Origin of the sequence: Brevibacterium yomogidense (genome assembly GCF_016107685.1) — a bacterium.
Classification (GTDB): Bacteria; Actinomycetota; Actinomycetes; order Actinomycetales; family Brevibacteriaceae; genus Brevibacterium; species Brevibacterium yomogidense.
This window is the reverse complement of record NZ_JABASY010000005.1, coordinates 255,704-274,150: the sequence shown is the minus strand read 5'-3', so window position 1 is coordinate 274,150 and position 18,447 is coordinate 255,704. Positions and strand designations below refer to the sequence as shown.

The 18,447-nt window shown below is 67.1% G+C and carries 15 protein-coding genes and 1 tRNA gene; 2 read left to right on the top strand and 14 right to left on the bottom strand.

Annotated elements, in window-relative coordinates:
* Nucleotides 1–245 precede the first annotated feature (245 nt).
* A complete protein-coding gene (locus JFC09_RS13505; protein WP_198394542.1) occupies nt 246–4,118 on the bottom strand; it encodes a DNA-directed RNA polymerase subunit beta' in 3,873 nt (1,290 codons plus the stop codon).
* 59 nt (nt 4,119–4,177) lie between these two features.
* Nucleotides 4,178–7,663 (bottom strand): DNA-directed RNA polymerase subunit beta, encoded by a 3,486-nt coding sequence (gene rpoB / locus JFC09_RS13500; RefSeq protein WP_408610969.1) that lies wholly within the window; start codon nt 7,661–7,663, stop codon nt 4,178–4,180.
* Between the two features lie 289 nt (nt 7,664–7,952).
* Here rpoB and JFC09_RS13495 point away from each other — a divergent pair, with 289 nt between their 5' ends.
* Complete coding sequence (locus tag JFC09_RS13495) at nt 7,953–8,801, top strand: MBL fold metallo-hydrolase (protein WP_198394540.1); 849 nt, start codon at nt 7,953–7,955, stop codon at nt 8,799–8,801.
* A 191-nt stretch (nt 8,802–8,992) separates the two neighbouring features.
* Here JFC09_RS13495 and rplL read toward each other — a convergent pair whose 3' ends face one another.
* Together rplL and rplJ are read right to left on the bottom strand one after the other, a co-directional pair.
* Entirely contained in the window at nt 8,993–9,379 is a 387-nt protein-coding gene (gene rplL / locus JFC09_RS13490; protein ID WP_198394539.1) for a 50S ribosomal protein L7/L12, read from the bottom strand.
* Nucleotides 9,380–9,448: 69 nt separating this feature from the next.
* Nucleotides 9,449–9,991, bottom strand: a complete 543-nt coding sequence (gene rplJ / locus JFC09_RS13485; protein WP_198394538.1) for a 50S ribosomal protein L10 — start codon at nt 9,989–9,991, stop codon at nt 9,449–9,451.
* 443 nt (nt 9,992–10,434) lie between these two features.
* On the opposite strand from rplJ, the gene JFC09_RS13480 reads away from it, so the two are divergent.
* A complete protein-coding gene (locus JFC09_RS13480; RefSeq protein ID WP_198394537.1) occupies nt 10,435–11,037 on the top strand; it encodes a DedA family protein in 603 nt (200 codons plus the stop codon).
* Nucleotides 11,038–11,215: 178 nt separating this feature from the next.
* Here the strand turns inward: JFC09_RS13480 and rplA are convergent, their stop codons facing one another.
* The 10 genes from rplA to JFC09_RS13430 form a co-directional block, all read right to left on the bottom strand.
* Nucleotides 11,216–11,911, bottom strand: coding sequence for a 50S ribosomal protein L1 (gene rplA, locus JFC09_RS13475; RefSeq protein WP_198394536.1), 696 nt, complete (start codon nt 11,909–11,911; stop codon nt 11,216–11,218).
* A 72-nt stretch (nt 11,912–11,983) separates the two neighbouring features.
* The gene (gene rplK, locus JFC09_RS13470; RefSeq protein ID WP_198394535.1) at nt 11,984–12,415 is read right to left on the bottom strand and encodes a 50S ribosomal protein L11; all 432 of its coding nucleotides are present in this window, start codon (nt 12,413–12,415) and stop codon (nt 11,984–11,986) included.
* A gap of 236 nt (nt 12,416–12,651) precedes the next feature.
* Nucleotides 12,652–13,488: a transcription termination/antitermination protein NusG gene (nusG, locus tag JFC09_RS13465; RefSeq protein WP_198394534.1), complete on the bottom strand. Its 837-nt coding sequence runs from the start codon at nt 13,486–13,488 to the stop codon at nt 12,652–12,654.
* 56 nt (nt 13,489–13,544) lie between these two features.
* Complete coding sequence (secE, locus tag JFC09_RS13460) at nt 13,545–13,805, bottom strand: preprotein translocase subunit SecE (RefSeq protein WP_198394533.1); 261 nt, start codon at nt 13,803–13,805, stop codon at nt 13,545–13,547.
* Nucleotides 13,806–13,849: 44 nt separating this feature from the next.
* Nucleotides 13,850–13,922, bottom strand: a tRNA-Trp gene (locus JFC09_RS13455).
* Nucleotides 13,923–14,046: 124 nt separating this feature from the next.
* Complete coding sequence (locus JFC09_RS16935; protein WP_198394532.1) at nt 14,047–15,762, bottom strand: metallophosphoesterase family protein; 1,716 nt, start codon at nt 15,760–15,762, stop codon at nt 14,047–14,049.
* Nucleotides 15,759–16,898 (bottom strand): UDP-N-acetylmuramate dehydrogenase, encoded by a 1,140-nt coding sequence (locus JFC09_RS13445; protein WP_198394531.1) that lies wholly within the window; start codon nt 16,896–16,898, stop codon nt 15,759–15,761. Before JFC09_RS13445 ends, JFC09_RS16935 begins: the two co-directional genes overlap by 4 nt.
* The gene (locus JFC09_RS13440) at nt 16,895–17,353 is read right to left on the bottom strand and encodes a MaoC/PaaZ C-terminal domain-containing protein (protein ID WP_198394530.1); all 459 of its coding nucleotides are present in this window, start codon (nt 17,351–17,353) and stop codon (nt 16,895–16,897) included. The genes JFC09_RS13445 and JFC09_RS13440 overlap by 4 nt, the downstream gene beginning before the upstream one ends.
* A gap of 11 nt (nt 17,354–17,364) precedes the next feature.
* On the bottom strand, nt 17,365–17,814 hold the full coding sequence (locus tag JFC09_RS13435; RefSeq protein ID WP_198394529.1) for an FAS1-like dehydratase domain-containing protein: 450 nt from the start codon (nt 17,812–17,814) through the stop codon (nt 17,365–17,367).
* Between the two features lie 95 nt (nt 17,815–17,909).
* Entirely contained in the window at nt 17,910–18,392 is a 483-nt protein-coding gene (locus tag JFC09_RS13430; RefSeq protein WP_198394528.1) for an AAA family ATPase, read from the bottom strand.
* Between the last annotated feature and the right edge of the window lie 55 nt (nt 18,393–18,447).

The window sequence follows — 18,447 nt, the reverse complement described above, 5'->3', positions numbered from 1 at the left end:
CCTCAGGGCCTCAGGGCCTCAGGGCCTCAGGGCCTCAGGGCCTCAGGGCCTCAGGCGAGCACATCACGCATGAGTCCGGCACGCGCGCACGATCCTGATGAAGAGAATCTTTACGCACATCCAGGTCCCCTTCACTCGACTTCCGACGCCACAGCGTTCGGGACCGGCGCTCCCCTCGCCCCTGAATAGCGGAAGGCCCGCACATGCGACTGCATGTGCGGGCCTTCGCCTCTCAGAGGACCGGATCAGCTGAAGGAGCCGAAGTCGTAGTCCTCGAGCGGGATCGCAGCACCCGTGTCGGATCCGAGCGGCGGGTAGAAGTCGCTGTAGGAGTTGGTGAACAGCTCCTGCTTCGCCTCTTCCGTCGGCTCGACGATCATGTCCCGGTACTTGTGCATACCGGTGCCTGCAGGGATGAGCTTACCGAGGATGACATTCTCCTTGAGACCCAGGAGCGGGTCGGAGCGTCCCTCGAGTGCCGCTTCAGTCAGCACGCGGGTCGTCTCCTGGAAGGATGCCGCAGACAGCCACGATTCGGTCGCGAGCGACGCCTTCGTGATGCCCATCAGCTCATCGCGCGCGGAAGCCGGCTGGCCGCCTTCCTGCACGACGCGCTTGTTCTCCTCCTGGTAGCGACCGCGGTCCACCAGCTCGCCCGGGAGCAGCTTGGTGTCACCCGACTCGATGACCGTCACGCGACGGAGCATCTGCCGGACGATGACCTCGATGTGCTTGTCGTGGATGCCCACACCCTGGGACCGGTACACCTTCTGCACCTCGTCGACGAGGAACCGTTCGGCCTCGCGGCGACCGCGGATGCGGAGCACCTGCTTGGGATCGATGGCGCCTTCGACGAGCTGCGAACCGGCGTCGACCCGCTGGCCGTCCTCCACGAGGAGGCGGTTGCGGCGTCCCACCGCGTGCTCGATCTCTTCGCTTCCGTCGTCCGGTGTGATGATGACGAACCGCGTCTTGCGCGAATCGTCGATCTTCACACGGCCAGCAGCCTCCGCGATCGGGGCGAAGCCCTTCGGTGTCCGCGCTTCGAAGAGCTCGGTCACACGGGGCAGGCCCTGCGTGATGTCACCGCCGCCGGCTGCGACACCACCGGTGTGGAACGTGCGCATCGTCAGCTGTGTGCCGGGCTCACCGATCGACTGCGCCGCAACGGTGCCGATGGCCTCGCCGATGTCGACGAGCTTGCCCGTCGCCATCGAACGGCCGTAGTGCATCGCGGAGATCTGCACGTCCGAGTCCGCGGTGAGAACGGAGTGGACCTTGAGGTCCTCGACGCCGTTCGCCACGAGGAGATCGATGACGTCGACGGTCACATCCGTCTTGGCCGGCACGATCACCTCACCGTCCGCACCCATGACGTCCGCGACCGTGAGACGGCCGTAGACGCTGGTCTCGACGTATTCGTGCGGCTCGAGGGTCCCGTCGAAGGAGCGCTGTGCGATCGGCAGGGTGATGCCCTTGGCCGAATCGGTGTCCTCCGCCCGGACGATGACGTCCTGCGACACGTCGACGAGTCGACGGGTCAGGTAGCCGGAGTCAGCCGTTCGCAGCGCGGTGTCCGCGAGCCCCTTGCGCGCGCCGTGCGACGCAATGAAGTACTCGAGGACGGACAGTCCTTCGCGATAGTTCGACTTGATGGGGCGCGGGATGATCTCACCCTTGGGGTTCGTCACGAGCCCGCGCATGCCCGCCAGCTGGCGGACCTGCATCCAGTTGCCCGATGCGCCCGAATTCACGAGACGCAGAACGGAGTTCTCCTCGGGGAAGTTCTGCTCCATCGCATCGGACACCTTGTCCGTCGCTTCGGTCCAGATCTTCACGAGCTCCGCACGACGCTCCTCATGGGTGAGTGCACCGATCTCGTACTGCTCCTCGACGCGGTCGACGAGCTCCTCCGCACCGTCCAGCAGATCCTTCTTCGCCTCCGGCGCCACGATGTCGGACATCGCGACGGTGATGCCGGACCGGGTGGCCCAGTAGAAGCCGTCGGCCTTGAAGTTGTCGAGGGTCTGAGCGACCTCGACCTTCGGGTACTGGTCCGCCAGGCGGTTGACGATCGCGGACAGCAGCTTCTTGTCCACGGTGCGGTTCACGTACTCGTAGGATTCCGGCAGCACCGTGTTGAAGAGTGCTCGTCCGAGCGTCGTCGTGATGAGTGCCGGCTGACCGGTCTCCCACCCCTCCTGCAGCTCGACGTCCCTGCTCGGCACCAGGTCGTCGATCCGGACGCGGATCTTGGCGCCGAGGTCGAGCTCGCCCAGATCGAACGCCATGATCGCTTCGCTGATGTCCTTGAACTCGCGTCCCTCACCGATCGCACCGGAGCGCTCGCTCGTGAGGTGGAAGATGCCGACGATCATGTCCTGCGAAGGCATGGTCACGGGCTTGCCGTCGGACGGCTTCAGGATGTTGTTCGCGGACAGCATGAGGACACGAGCCTCTGCCTGCGCCTCAGTGGACAGCGGCAGGTGCACGGCCATCTGGTCACCGTCGAAGTCCGCGTTGAAAGCGGAGCAGACGAGCGGGTGGATCTGAATGGCCTTGCCCTCGACTAGCTGCGGTTCGAACGCCTGGATGCCCAGTCGGTGCAGCGTGGGTGCGCGGTTGAGCAGCACCGGGTGCTCCGTGATGACCTCTTCGAGCACGTCCCACACCTGGCCGTGCTGACGCTCGACCATCCGCTTCGCGGACTTGATGTTCTGAGCGTGGTTGAGGTCGACCAGGCGCTTCATCACGAACGGCTTGAAGAGCTCCAGCGCCATCGTCTTCGGCAGGCCGCACTGGTGCAGCTGCAGCGTGGGGCCCACGACGATGACAGAACGACCGGAGTAATCGACGCGCTTGCCCAGGAGGTTCTGACGGAACCGTCCCTGCTTGCCCTTGAGCATGTCGGACAGCGACTTGAGCGGACGGTTGCCCGGTCCGGTGACCGGACGACCACGCCGACCGTTGTCGAACAGCGAGTCGACCGACTCCTGCAGCATCCGCTTCTCGTTGTTCACGATGATCTCGGGTGCACCGAGATCGAGGAGCCGCTTGAGGCGGTTGTTCCGGTTGATGACACGGCGGTACAGGTCATTCAGGTCGGAGGTCGCGAAGCGGCCACCGTCCAGCTGCACCATGGGGCGCAGGTCCGGCGGGATCACCGGGACGGCGTCCAGGACCATGCCTTCCGGCGAGTTGTCCGTCGTGAGGAACGCGTTGACGACCTTGAGGCGCTTGAGCGCCCGAGTCTTCCGCTGTCCCTTGCCGGTCTTGATGAGCTCGCGGAGCATCTCCGCTTCTGCTTCGAGGTCGAAGTCCTTGAGTCGCTGCTGGATGGCAGCGGCACCCATGGAGCCGGAGAAGTAGAGGCCGAAGCGGGCAACCATGTCGCGGTACAGCGACTCGTCGCCTTCCAGGTCGGAGACCTTGAGGCCCTTGAACCGGTCCCAGACCTTCTCGATCCGGTCGATCTCGCGGTCCGCCGCCTTCCGGAGGTTGCCCATCTCCTTTTCGGCCTGCGTTTCGATCTTCCGCTTCGCAGCGGCCGTCGCACCGTCGGCTTCGAGGGCCTTGAGGTCCTCTTCGAGCTTCTTGGCACGGCGATCCACGTCGGAGTCCCGGCGGTTCTCGACCCGCTTCTTCTCCACGTCGATCTGGTTCTGCAGAGTCGGTAGGTCGCGGTGACGCGAGTCCTCGTCCACGGACGTGATCATGTAGGCCGCGAAGTAGATGACCTTCTCGAGGTCCTTCGGAGCGAGGTCGAGCAGGTAGCCCAAGCGCGACGGGACGCCCTTGAAGTACCAGATGTGGGTGACCGGAGCGGCGAGCTCGATGTGGCCCATCCGCTCACGGCGCACCTTGGCGCGAGTCACCTCTACGCCGCAGCGCTCGCAGATGATGCCCTTGAAGCGGACGCGCTTGTACTTCCCGCACGCGCACTCCCAGTCCCGTGTGGGTCCGAAGATGCGCTCGCAGAAGAGGCCGTCCTTCTCGGGCTTGAGGGTGCGGTAGTTGATGGTCTCTGGCTTCTTGACCTCACCGTGCGACCATCGGCGGATGTCGTCGGCCGTGGCGAGGCCGATGCGCAGTTCATCAAAGAAATTGACGTCAGGCACGTGAATCCTTCTCTGTTGTCGCGGCGATCCCGGGGATCACCGCATGTTCGTTCGGTGGGTCAGACTTCTTCGACGGTGTTCGCTTCGTGGCGAGACAGGTTGATGCCCAGTTCCTCCGCGGCGCGGAAGACCTCCTCATCGGAATCGCGCATCTCCACGTGCATGCCATCGGACGAAAGCACCTCGATGTCCAAGCAGAGCGACTGCATCTCCTTGATGAGGACCTTGAAGGATTCCGGGATTCCCGGGTCCGGCAGGTTCTCACCCTTGACGATCGCTTCGTAGACCTTCACGCGACCGGGGATGTCGTCCGACTTGATGGTGAGGAGTTCCTGGAGCGTGTAGGCCGCACCGTATGCTTCGAGCGCCCACACCTCCATCTCACCGAAGCGCTGACCACCGAACTGTGCCTTACCTCCCAGCGGCTGCTGGGTGATCATGGAGTACGGTCCGGTCGATCGTGCGTGGATCTTGTCGTCCACGAGGTGGTGCAGCTTGAGCATGTACATGTAGCCCACGGAGACGGGGTACGGGAACGGCTCACCCGAGCGGCCGTCGAACAGACGGGCCTTGCCCGACGCGTCGACGAGGCGTTCGCCGTCCTGGTTGGGCTTCGCGGCCTCGAGGAGGCCCCGCAGCTCTTCCCAGTGGGCGCCGTCGAACACGGGGGTCGCGACAGTGGTGCCCGGCTCCGCCTCGTCGACGAAGCCGTGCATCTTCTCCGCCCACTCCGGGGTGCCCTCGAGCTTCCAGCCCTGCTTGGAGATCCATCCCATGTGGACTTCCATGACCTGGCCGATGTTCATACGGCGAGGCACACCGTGCGGGTTGAGGATGATGTCGACCGGCGTGCCGTCCTCGAGGAACGGCATGTCCTCGACGGGCAGGATCCGGGAGATGACACCCTTGTTGCCGTGGCGGCCGGCCATCTTGTCGCCGATCGTGATCTTGCGTCGCTGGGCGACGTAGACGCGGACCAGCTGGTTGACGCCGGGCGCCAGTTCGTCGTCCTCGTCGCGGTCGAAGACCTTGACGGAGATGACTGTGCCGGATTCGCCGTGCGGGACCTTGAGAGAGGTGTCGCGGACTTCGCGCGACTTCTCACCGAAGATCGCACGCAGCAGGCGCTCCTCCGGAGTGAGCTCGGTTTCACCCTTCGGCGTCACCTTGCCCACCAGGATGTCGCCGTCGGTGACTTCAGCACCGATGCGGATGATGCCGCGCTCGTCCAGGTCCGCCAGTGCGTCCGGAGCGATGTTCGGGATGTCCCGGGTGATCTCCTCCGCGCCCAGCTTGGTGTCGCGTGCGTCGACTTCGTGCTCTTCGATGTGGATCGAGGAGAGGACGTCGTCCTGCACCATGCGCTGGGACAGGATGATGGCGTCCTCGAAGTTGTAGCCCTCCCAGGACATGAAGGCGACGAGCAGGTTCTTGCCCAGCGCCATCTCGCCGTCTTCCGTCGACGGGCCGTCACCCAGCACGGACCCGACCTCCACGCGATCGCCTTCGTCGACGACGATGCGCTGGTTGTAGGACGTGCCGTGGTTGGACCGGCGGAACTTCTCCGCCTTGTACACCTGCTGCGTGCCGTCGTCATTCATGACGGTCACGTAGTCGGCGGACACCTCCGTCACAACGCCGGAGTTGTCAGCGGTGATGACGTCGCCCGCGTCGACGGCCGCGCGGTACTCCATGCCCGTGCCCACGTAAGGGGCTTCGGCACGGACCAGCGGGACGGCCTGGCGCTGCATGTTCGCACCCATGAGGGCGCGGTTGGCGTCATCGTGCTCGAGGAAGGGGATGAGCGCGGTCGCGACGGAGACCATCTGGCGCGCGGACACGTCCATGAAGTCGATGTCTGCGACCGGGATCAGCTCCGCTTCACCGGATCCGCCCTTCGGACGGGCGAGGACGAGGTCCTCGACGAACTTCGAGTCGTCGCCCAGCGGCGCGTTCGCCTGCGCGATCGTGTAGTCGAGCTCGTCGTCGGCGGTGAGGTACATCGTCTCGTCGGAGACGACGCCGTCCTTGACCTTGCGGTAGGGCGTCTCGATGAAGCCGAACGGGTTGATCCGCGCGTAGGAGGCGAGCGAGCCGATGAGGCCGATGTTCGGGCCTTCCGGAGTCTCGATCGGGCACATGCGTCCGTAGTGCGACGGGTGGACGTCGCGGACTTCCATGCCTGCACGGTCGCGCGACAGACCGCCGGGGCCCAGCGCGGACAGGCGACGCTTGTGCGTGAGGCCTGCCAGCGGGTTGTTCTGGTCCATGAACTGCGAGAGCTGGCTGGTGCCGAAGAACTCCTTGATCGCAGCGACGACCGGGCGGATGTTGATGAGCGACTGCGGCGTGATCGCTTCGACGTCCTGGGTCGTCATGCGCTCGCGCACGACTCGCTCCATCCGTGACAGGCCGGTGCGGACCTGGTTCTCGATGAGCTCGCCCACTGCGCGGATGCGGCGGTTGCCGAAGTGGTCGATGTCGTCGTCCGCGACGCGGAGGTCGATCGCCTCGCCGTCGCGCACACCCGGCATCGTCTCATCGCCGGCGTGCAGCGCGACGATGTAGCGGATCGTCGCGACGACGTCGTCCGTGCTGAGGACGGAGTCCGACAGCGGCGCGTCAATGCCCAGCTTGCGGTTGATCTTGTAGCGACCGACCTTGTCGAGGTTGTAGCGCTTGGGGTTGAAGTACAGGTTGTTGAGCAGCGTGCGCGCTGCCTCTGTCGTCGCGGGCTCCGCGGGGCGCAGCTTGCGGTAGATGTCGAGCAGCGCTTCGTCCTGCGTCTGGACCGTGTCCTTCGCCATGGTCTCGCGCATCGACTCGTACTGGCCGAATTCCTCGAGGATCTTCGATTCGCTCCAGCCCAGCGCCTTCAGCAGGACCGTGACGGACTGCTTGCGCTTGCGGTCGAGGCGGACGCCCACCTGATCGCGCTTGTCGATCTCGAATTCGAGCCATGCACCGCGCGACGGGATGATCTTCGCGGTGAAGATGTCCTTGTCGGAGGTGCGGTCGGGCGTCGTCTCGAAGTACGCGCCCGGCGAGCGGACGAGCTGGGAGACGACCACGCGCTCCGTGCCGTTGATGACGAAGGTGCCCTGAGGGGTCATGAGTGGGAAGTCACCCATGAACACCGTCTGAGACTTGATCTCGCCCGTGTTGTTGTTCATGAACTCCGCGGTGACGAACAGGGGCGCGGAGTATGTCATGTCCCGCTCCTTGCACTCGTCGACGGAGTACTTGGGCGGTTCGAAGCGGTGCTCCCGGAACGACAGGGACATCGCTCCCGCGAAGTCCTCGATCGGGGAGATCTCCTCGAAGATCTCTTCGAGCCCCGAGACGGTGGCGACGGATTCGTCGCCGGTCTCCGTGGCCTCGATGACGCGGTCCTGCCAGCGGTCGTTCCCGATCAGCCAGTCGAAGCTGTCGGTCTGAAGGCTGAGGAGGTCAGGGACTTCAAGGGGTTCGCGAATCTTCGCGAAGGAGATGCGCTGCGGGTGGGGAGCGGTCGTGGTGTGTTCGTCGGCAGCAGCCAATGGGATCCTTCCGGGTGAAACCTGATGTCTCCGGTTCGGCCTGCCCGCCCGTTTCCGACGTCGACGTGCACGGGATCCGTACACAGGGACATGGGATTCGAGCTCCGTTTGGCCCACCGCTATATGAAGGCAACACGAAGGCAGAGCAATGCAAAAAATCAGTCTACTCGCGCGTCCCCCAATGCGCAAACTGCGTGTGGTAGGCTCCCCCTTTCCCCAGGAACGCACAGGCTGCTGCTCCGCCTGCTGCGCCACGGTCCGGGCACGGTCACCGCCAGGATGAGACGATGCCGACATGGCTGTGTTCACACTCGTCACCGATCCCGTCCGCCTCACGTCGGTCCTCGTCGTCGGCTCATCGCGCGCGCTGCTGGTCGACACCGGCTCCGGGCCTGACCAGGCGGTGCGCATCCTCGCCGCTTTAAGACAGATCACGGATCTGCCGCTCGTCGTCGCGAACACCCACGATCACTGGGACCACTTCTTCGGGAACGCGACGCTCGCCGAGGCCGGAGTCACCGAATTCCTTGCGTCGCACGCATTCGTGCGGGACTCCCCCGGCTCCGCATGGCTGCAGCATGCGGAGGCCTCGGAGCACGCGTTCGACCTCCCGGACCCCACAGCGCTCGCAGTCGACGTGCGCGCGGTCGAGGACGGTGAGCGCCTCTCTCTGAGCGGGCTGCAGAACGGTGACGGGGACGGCCCCGCAGACTCCGCCGTCGAGGCCGGCGACGCGGTGGAATTCTTCGTCGTGTCGGGCCACACGGACACGGACCTCGCGATCCGGGTGGGTCCGGTCATGATCGTGGGTGATCTGCTCGAGGAGGGCGCGCCTCCCCAGGTGGGCATCGATTCGACCCCCGTCGCGTGGGTCAGGTCTCTGGAGCGCCTGCTGGAGGTGCCCGGTGTGGACGTCTTCGTCCCCGGGCACGGGCGCCCGGTCGGCAGGGGCTTCGCGGAAGCGCAGCGCACGGATCTCGCCGCGTTCGCGGCCTCCGAGGATGCGGACGACACGGATGACCAGGATGCGCTGCCTGCGCGCTTCGCGGCGGACGCGGTACCGGCCGACGAGTCCGGCGCACCCGACGAATCACACGCTGCGACGGACGCGGTGTTCGGAGTGCGCGTCACCCGCATCGTGTGAGATCCCCGGACCATGTGAGACCTCCGGGCCACCCCGAGCGAGCGCGACTCCCCCACCGACGACGAACACCGAACCGGTGACACTGAGCCCCTGAATGCACGAACCCCCGTTCCCACACTGTGGGGACGGGGGTTCGAGCGTGTGAGGAACCGTGTGCAGCACGCCGCGCACGGCGGCTCACACGGCAGTCATCACTTGAGGGTGACGGTTGCGCCGGCGCCCTCGAGAGCTTCCTTGGCCTTGTCGGCAGCTTCCTTGGACACGCCTTCGACGACGGCCTTCGGAGCGGAGTCGACGAGGTCCTTGGCTTCCTTCAGTCCGAGCGATGTGAGTCCACGGACCTCCTTGATGACCGGGACCTTCTTGTCTCCCGCAGCCTCGAGGATCACGTCGAACTCGGTCTGCTCTTCAGCGGCCTCGGGTGCGGCACCGCCGGCGGCCGGAGCCGCAGCAGCTGCGACCGGAGCCGCTGCCTCGACCTCGAAGGTCTCCTCGAACTGCTTGACGAAGTCCGACAGTTCGATGAGCGAGAGCTCCTTGAACGCGTCGATGAGCTCTTCAGTGGTGAGCTTAGCCATAGTGGCTGTTCCTTCCATTCGCGACCGGTAGGGGTGAACCGGCCAGTGGGGGTGTTCGGTGTGTCTGACTCAGGCGTCGTCGGCCGGTGCCTCAGCGGCACCGTCGTTCTTCTCGCGCAGAGCGTCGACAGTTCGCACGGTCTTGACCAGCGGAGCGGTGAACAGGTAAGCGGCCTGGTACAGGCCTGCCTTCATGACACCGGCTGCCTTCGCAAGCAGCACCTCGCGGGATTCCAGATCGGCGAGCTTGGTGATGTCCTCAGCTGTCAGCGCGGAGCCCTCGAGGACTCCGGCCTTGATGATGAGCTGAGGATTCGCCTTGGCGAAGTCACGCAGCGCCTTCGCGGCCTCGGAGGGTTCGCCCTTGATGAACGCGATCGCCGTGGGTCCGGCGAGCTGTCCTTCGAAGGCTTCGATCCCTGCTTCTTTGGCAGCGATGGCGGTGAGAGTGTTCTTCACCACGGCGTAGGTGGCGTGCTCACCGAGAGACCTGCGCAGATCCTTCATCTGCGCAACGGTGAGCCCGCGGTACTCGGTCAGCACGGCGGCGTTCGAGGACTCAAGCTCCTGCTTGATCTCTGCGACCGCGGCTGCCTTGTCGGGCCTCGCCATGGCATTCCTTTCGTTGATGTCGGTGCGTCCACACTCAACAGAAAAAGCGCCCCACGCCAGGCGCGGGACGCTCACGATACGATGCGCACGAATGCGCAACGTGGAAGTCCTCACCTGCGTGGGCCACTCAGTCTCGCTGAGTCTTCGTCTGCGAGCGCATCATCCTGAAGGCTGAGGCACCGCAGAGACCGACGGTCTTGGGCAAGCATCAACGATACGGAGGCGGGGGCCCCGTGTCAAAGCGGCTCCCGAGGCGGTTGACCGCGCCTCCCCTCGCACCTTCGATGCGCTCCTTGCGGATCAGCTCGACGAGGTCCTCCCCCGACCCGGCGCCGTGCGGAGACTCCACCGTGGGCCGGCTCGACCGTAGGCCCGCACATCGGGTGCGTCTACGGCGCAGGGCGACGCACGAGTGGAGGGACGCCACCGACTACGCTGACGGGGTGCAGGATATCCAGGACTTCGTCATCAGCCTCGTGGGCTCCCCGTGGCTCTACCCGGTCTTCGGATTCTTCATCGCAGTGTCCGCGGCGATCCCGCCGATCCCGTCCAGTGCACTCATCGTCGCACTGGGCGCAGTGAATGCGCACTCCGGTGCTCCCGACCTGCTCCTGCTGCTCGCCGCCGGGACCGCCGGGTCGATCGTCGGCGACCACGTGATGTACCTGCTGGGCAGGCGCAGCGGATTCACACAGTGGCCCCTCCTGCGGTCGGCGGCGAACCAGCGCCGGATCGGGAAGCTGTCGCGTCGGCTTGCCGAGCGCGGACTCTTCTTCGCAGTCCTCGCCCGCTTCATCCCGCTCGGCCGGACACTCATCGCCCTGGTCTCCGGTGATCAGCGATGGGACATCCGTCGATGGTTGGGCCTCACCACAGCCGCCGGCGCCATCTGGGCGGCGTACTCGATCGGCTTCGGGTGGCTCACCGCTCGCTGGATCCCCCTGCCCATGTGGGCGGCGGTCGCGATCGCGGTGGGCGGCTCGTTCGTGCTCGGTGCCGTCGTGTCCCGGATCGCCGACCGGGTCGCGCTCGGCAACGGCGACTGACACCCGGCAACGGTGGCTGACACTCTGCGCCGCCGCCGGTACCCCGCGAGATCGTCAGAGAGCCATCGCGGCCCCGGACACGAAGAAGGGCGGGAGCCCCGTGGGGTTCCCGCCCTTCGTACCGCTCAGACCCACTCACCGGTCACAGGGACCGGGACGTGTCAGCGACGAGGTGCGATCAGACGCGCAGCGTGCCCGCGTCCACCGGGACGCCGGGGCCGTTCGTCGACGACAGCGTCGCCTTCGAGATGTAGCGGCCCTTCGAGGAGGACGGCTTGAGGCGGTTGACCTCATCGATCGCAGCCTTGAAGTTCTCCTCCAGCTGTTCCTGGGAGAACGACGCCTTGCCGATGATGAAGTGCAGGTTCGAGTGCTTGTCGACGCGGAACTCGATCTTGCCGCCCTTGATGTCCGTCACAGCCTTCGCGACGTCCATCGTGACCGTGCCGGTCTTGGGGTTCGGCATGAGCCCGCGGGGACCCAGAACCTTGCCCAGGCGCCCGACCTTGCCCATCATGTCAGGTGTCGCGACCGCCGCGTCGAAGTCGGTGAAGCCACCGGCCACCTTCTCCAGCAGGTCATCGGAACCGACGAAGTCGGCACCTGCTTCGCGGGCTGCCTCCGCACGGTCACCCGCGGCGAAGACGAGGACCTTGGCCGTCTTGCCGGTGCCGTGGGGCAGATTGACGGTGCCGCGCACCATCTGGTCGGCCTTCCGGGGATCGACACCCAGGCGCAGGGCGACCTCGAGGGTGCCGTCGAACTTCGACACCGAGGTCTCCTTGGCCAGGGCGATCGCCTGTGCCGGTTCGTACTGTGTGTCCGCAGCGATCTTCTCTGCGGCGGCCCTGTAGGCCCGTGAGCGCTTAGCCATCTGCTTCTTCTCCTAGCAGTCGTGGTGCGGGTCGCGCGGACCCTTCCACTGTGATGATGAGATCCGGGGATCTCAGTTGTCGGTGGTGATGCCCATCGACCGTGCGGTGCCGGCGACGATCTTGGCGGCCGCTTCGACGCTGTTCGCGTTGAGGTCGGTCATCTTCGTCTCTGCGATCTCGCGCACCTGGTCGGCGGAGAGGTGTCCCACCTTGTCCGTGTGCGGGGTCGCGGACCCGGACTTCACGCCCGCGGCCTTCTTGATGAGCTCCGCAGCAGGCGGCGTCTTCGTGATGAACGTGAACGAACGGTCCTCGTAGACGGTGATCTCCACGGGGATGACGTTGCCACGCTGGGATTCTGTCGCAGCGTTGTACGCCTTGCAGAACTCCATGATGTTGACGCCGTGCTGACCAAGCGCGGGGCCGATCGGGGGTGCCGGGTTAGCGGCGCCCGCCTGGATCTGCAGCTTGATCAGACCGGCGACCTTCTTCTTGGGAGGCATGTTCGGTCCTTACTCTTCTCTTCCGTCACCCGCACGACGCTCGTGCGGGTCGGGTTTCGACACGCCCCTCCGATGCGGGGGCGGGTCAAACTCCACCAGTATTCCACGACTGAACGTCCGGAGGCGAATCCCTGAGAGGAACCGCACACCGGACGTTCGGTCGATGTCTGTCTGCGGCGAAGCCGCGGTGTCCGCGGCCGGTGACCGCGAAGACGTGGGGACTCCGGGCAGGAGTCTCAGATCTTGGCCACCTGGTCGAACCCGAGCTCGACGGGGACGTCCCGCTCGAAGATCGACAGGAGCACGGTGAGCTTCTGGTTCTCCGGGCGGATCTCCTGGATGGTCGCGGGGTGGCCCTCGAACGACCCTTCCTTCACGAGCACGGACTCGCCCACCTCGAATTCGACGACGTACGAGGAGTCGTCGGAACCGCTCGCGGCGACAGTGCCGGTCTCCTGCGCGATCTTCGCCTGCTGCTCTTCGAACACCGGGCGGAGCATCTCGAAGACCTCGTCCACCGTGAGGGGGACCGGGTCGTAGGCGTTGCCCACGAAGCCCGTGACGCCCGGGGTGTGGCGCACCGCGCCCCAGCTCTCGTCGGTGAGCTCCATGCGAACCAGCACGTAGCCGGGGACGCGCACGCGCCGCACCTGCTTGCGCTGGCCGTTCTTGATCTCGACCACGTCCTCCATCGGGACCTGGACCTCGAAGATGAACTCCTCCATGTTGAGGCTCACCGTGCGCGACTCGATGTTCGCCTTCACACGGTTCTCGTAGCCCGCATAGGAGTGGATGACGTACCAGTCGCCATCCTGCATGCGCAGGTCGGACTTGAAGTCCTCGATCGCCTCTTCGAGCGGATCGGCCTGTGCTTCGTCCGTCTCCGCGGCCTCAGCCGGGGACGCGTCGTCCGAAGCGGCTTCAGCAGTCGCTGCGCCTTCCGAACCGGCGTCGTCCGAACCGGCCTCCGCCGATGCGACCTCACCGGCGGTCACGGCCTCCGCCTCGGGCTCGGTCGGGGCACCCGCCCCATCGAGCTCGGGGTTCAGCTCTTCCGGTGTTGTCTCCGACACGTGGTGTCTCCTCGTTCGATGCGTGGTGGGCGGTCAGGATGTAGTGGGCTGGGGCGTCAGAACGGGGTCGTCCCGGCGAAGACCCAGCCGGCGAGCTGTCCGAAGAGGAAGTCGAGTCCCGTGACCAGCAGCATCATGATCGCAACGAAGCCGAGCACGACGAGCGTGTAGTTGATGAGCTCTTTGCGGGTCGGGGTGACGACCTTCTTCAGTTCCGCGATGATCTCGCGGAGGAAACGGAGGATCCTGCCGAAGAGCCCGAGCCTCTTCTTCCCCTCTGCGGCGGCGGAAGTATCAGCCACGCGACCCTCTCTCATTCCTCGACGTCCGTCACTGACCCGGTCGGGTCAGTCTGACTGAGCAGGGGTGACAGGACTCGAACCTGCAACCTACGGTTTTGGAGACCGTTGCGCTACCACTTGCGCCACACCCCTTCGGCGATGAGCTACTCACCGCCGAGGATCGAGCATACATGTTCCGCCGCGCCCACGTCGAACCGCGCGGCTCCCTCCGGTCCCAGGTCGGAGTCTCCACCGTCGCCTGCCCGCCGTCGTGCTCTCACGAGCCCTCATCGGGCTCCGCATCCGGTTCGGCATCCGGTTCCGCATCCGGTTCGGGGTCGACGACGACGAGCGGCGCGGGCTCCATGAACGGGGTCCAGGCGGAGAATTCGACGTCCGCGTCCATCCCCACGCTGATGTACTGCACGTCGACGGGCTCCCCCGTCGTCCTGTCGATCCGGAGGATGCTGAGCTCCGCCGTCATCTTGAGGGGGCCGGGGGTGAGTGCGTCTGCGAGTGCCCCGCCGGTCGTCGACCCGACCGTGCGCACGCCCTGCCCGTAGCGTTCGGGCTCCACCCGGCGGTGCCAGTGCCCGTGCAGACCGTAGTCCGCGCAGCCGGCCGCCAGTGCGGGTTCCGCGAGGCGCGGGTCGTGGAGGACGAGCAGGCCCGCGTCGGCTCTGCAGGCGTCCACGGCGACACGCTTGGTGAACTCCTCCGTCGTCTCACCGGTCTCCAGGACGTCGCCGGAGGGGAAGACGGTCCGTCGGGGATCGGACGCACCGAACAGGCGGAGGCCCGCGACCTCCACGGGCTCTCCCTCCAGGATCGTCCAGCCCAGGTCGCGCGCACGTGCGACGGTGTCCCGGGAATCGTGGTTGCCCTTGACGAACACGGTGGGGACGTCCGCCGGGAGCGCTTGGTCGACGGAGTCGACGCAGACGTTCTCCGCGTCCGTCCCGGTCATCGTGATGTCCCCGCCGTCGATGTGGAGGTCCGCGTCCGTCCACCGCACGACGTCCCCGATGACGCGCGACATGCCCGTCTGGCAGTGGATGTCGCTCGTCCAGACGACAGTGGCGAGGTCGGCGTCGCCCGCGCGTCCCAGTCCGCTCAGCGGGCCGGGCCCCACGCGCGTGCTGAGGGGGCGCTGTGACCAGTTCGCTGCGAGGTTCTGCCGCACGCTGCCGTAGAATTCGTCGTTCTCCTGCACCATGTCCGTCGCCGCCTGAGCGGCCTCGTCGACCACACCGGAGAAGCGGCCGGTGACCTCTGCCCCGGCCAGCGGCGTGCCGATGAAGACGGGATCGGATTCGATCGTGCGCTGCGGTTCGAACGGGACCGCGAAGGCGCCTCCGAGGACCGCCAGGCCCACGGTGGCCGCGCCGGCCTGCAGGCGCACCTGCTTCCGGGGCCGAGGCCGCCTCCCCTGCCGCAGGACGTCCCACCGGGAGACGCCCCAGACGGCACGGCCGGCCACGATGAGCGCGAAGAGGGTGAGGCTGCCGACCACCGCGCGCAGCGCGATGTCCTGTCCGATCGCGACGACGACGGTCCGCGTATGGACGCCGGGTTCGGAGAAGAGCGCGGCGTACGCGGCGACGTCGCCGCCCAGTGCGTCGACCGTCGCACCCCCGACCCCGGATTCGACGGGGATCTCGCCCACCGTGATGTGGACGCCCAGCCCGAACGGGATGAGACCGTCCGCGGGGACGACGACGCTGCCGAGCGGCCCCAGGTCCACGTCGATCGCCCCGTCGCCGGTCACCGCGTAGTCCGCTTCGTGCGGACCGAACGTCGACTCCGCGGACGCACCGAGCACCGCCCACGGCGTGACGAGGACGAGGCAGCACAGGAGCACGACGGCCGACCGCAGGGCGGTGGCGAGCCGGGGGCGCCGTCCGGATGCGGTGCGCAGCCAGCGCACCGCGCGGCGTCCACGAGCCCGCAGCCCACCTGTCAGCGGCGCAGTGCGGCGGTCTGCGGAAATCACAGGGTGAGGCCGACGAGGTTCGGTTCGGGGACCAGCGTGATGCCGAACGTCTTCTCCACTCCCGTCCGGATGTGCCGGGCGAGCCCCACCACGTCAGAGGCGGCCGCGTGCCCGCGGTTCGTGAGCGCGAGTGTGTGCTTCGTCGACAGGGATGCCCGGCCGGCTCCGAGGGCGAAGCCGCGGGTGAAGCCCGCCTGCTCGATGAGCCACGCGGCGGACGTCTTCACGACGTCCGGGTCCGGCTCCCCCGTCGCGTGGTCGACGACCGGGTAGGCGGGTGCGCCGTCCGGCAGCACGGCGTCGGCCGTCACGCGGCCGGCGGGTCCGTCCACGAGCGACAGGATCGGGTTGGTGAAGAAGCTGCCCGCTGACCACGAATCGTGATCCGCGGGATCGAGCACCATCCCCTTCGACGCCCGCAGGTCCACGACCGCGGCGCGCACGGCGTCCACCGGCACACGGTCGCCCAGGTCGACGGACAGCGCCTGCGCCAGCTGGCGGTAGCGGACCGCAGCGGTCGCGGCTCCCGCCCCCGCCCGCGAGTCCCGTGCCGCCTCCAGCTCGAAGGTCACGGCGAGGACGACGTAGCGGACCGCACCGACCCGGGCGGCAGAACGCTTGAGGAGCGACGTGCGGTACCCGAAGCGCAGGTCCTCCGGGGTGAGGACCTGCTCCTCGCCTGTAGCACGGTCCAGCACGTGGGCGTCGACGAGGCAGTCGGCGACTTCGGCGCCGTACGCGCCGACGTTCTGGACCGGTGTCGCACCGACGGAGCCGGGGATGCCGGACAGCGCTTCCAGCCCGGACAGCCCGCGGGCCACGGTCGCGGCGACGAATGTGTCCCAGTCCTCTCCGGCTTCGACCGTCACCCGCACCCGTCCGTGGTCGTCCGGGTCCTCCCACTGGGTCCCTGTCGTCCGGATGAGGCAGGTGGGTCCCTCGAATCCGTCGTCCGCGATGAGCAGGTTCGACCCGCCCGCGACGAACAGGACGTCCGGGACGGGCAGCGGTGAGGCGGGGTCGACGGTCAGCGGGTGCGCACGGACGAAGGCGATCAGATCCGCGCGGGTGCGCGCCTCCTGCGGATCGGCGACCGGTCCGCCCACGCGCAGTGTCGTGAGGTCCGCGAACCTCACGCCAGGCGGACCTTCACCTGGGTCCGGCCCAGGACTGCTTCGTCGTCGGAGGTCACCGCGAGGTCCAGGCGGACGATGCCCGTGTCCGTGTCGACCGCACCGACCGTGGCGGTGAGCGCCAGTTCTGCGGTGGGTGTCGAGGGCACGCCGGTTTCCGCGTCCGGGACGACGACCATCGAGGTGAAGCGCGTGCGGGCGTCGACGACGGAGCCGGGGTCACCCGTCCAGTCGGTGACGCGGGCCAGCACGGAGCCCATCGTGAGCATCCCGTGCGCGATGACGTTCGGCAGGCCGACCTCCTTCGCGTAGCGCTCGTTCCAGTGGATGTGGTTCTGGTCGCCGGAGGCCGCGGCGTAGGCGATGAGGTCTGCACGGGACACGGGGATCGTCGTGTCGATGACCGTCTGGCCGACGTCGACGGAAGCCAGCGCGGGGCGTGCGGTGGTGTCGCTCATGTCTGCTCTCCTCACTTCTCGCCGCGGACGACGATCGTGGACGTGACGGTGACGACGGCATCGCCCGAAGCGGCGTCGGTGAGTTCCGTCCGGGTCGTGATCATCGCGTTGCCGCCCGCTTCCCGCAGCCCGTCGACGTGCGTGGTCGCCGCCAGGCGGTCCCCCGCGACGATCGGGCGGGTGTAGGTGAACTGCTCCTGGCCGTGGACGACGCGGGAGTAGTCGATTCCTGCATCCGGGTTCGCGATGTAGAGGGCTTCGCAGCGCTGGGAGGGGATCACCGCGAACGTCGTGGGGGCGACGACGTCCGCGTAGCCCAGTTCCTTCGCCGCATCCGTATCGAAGTGCGCCGGGTGCGCGGCGCCGACGGAGCGTGCGAATTCCGCGATCGCCTCCCTGCCCACGTCGAAGGGCGTCTCGAGGGAGTACTGGGCTCCCTGCAGGTCTGCGTTGACTGACACGTGTGGCCTCCTCGCTTCCGGTGCCGCGGGTCTGTCCGCCGCGCCTGGATCGTCCGGTCGGTGGCCAGTCTAGCGACGACGGCGGACTCGTCGCGTCACGCGCACTCGACGTGTTCGGTCGCCCAGCGCTGCGGGTGGTGGCGCTCCCGGTGGAGGGCCTCCTGCCGCTTCCATCCCTCCCACCAGGAATCGTCGCCGTCGCGAGCGAGGATGCGGGCCCGCCGCACCTCTTCCGGCCCGTCGAGCCACAGCACCCTGTCGGCGAGTCCCGCCGTGAGCGGGGTGACGCTGCCGCATCCTTCGACGACGAGCGGGGCCTCGGGGCGGACGCTGTCCTCCGCACCCCACTCAGAGGCGTGCCAGTCCCAGCGCCGCCAGTGCGCGCCCCTGCCGGCCGCTCGCTCCGTGAGGACCCGCTCGAGCGTCGCGGTGCCGTGTGCCAGACCGTCCCACCCGGCGTAGAGGTCGTCCATGTGCACGAGGCGGGCTCCCAGTCTGTCCGCGAGGTGCGCCGCGTGCGTCGTCTTCCCCGCGCCCGAGGTCCCGTCCACGAGCACGAGCACACCCACCCCGGTCATGTGCCCACCTCGGTCATCCGTCCACCGGTCGTCCGCATCCGCCCACCGGTCACCC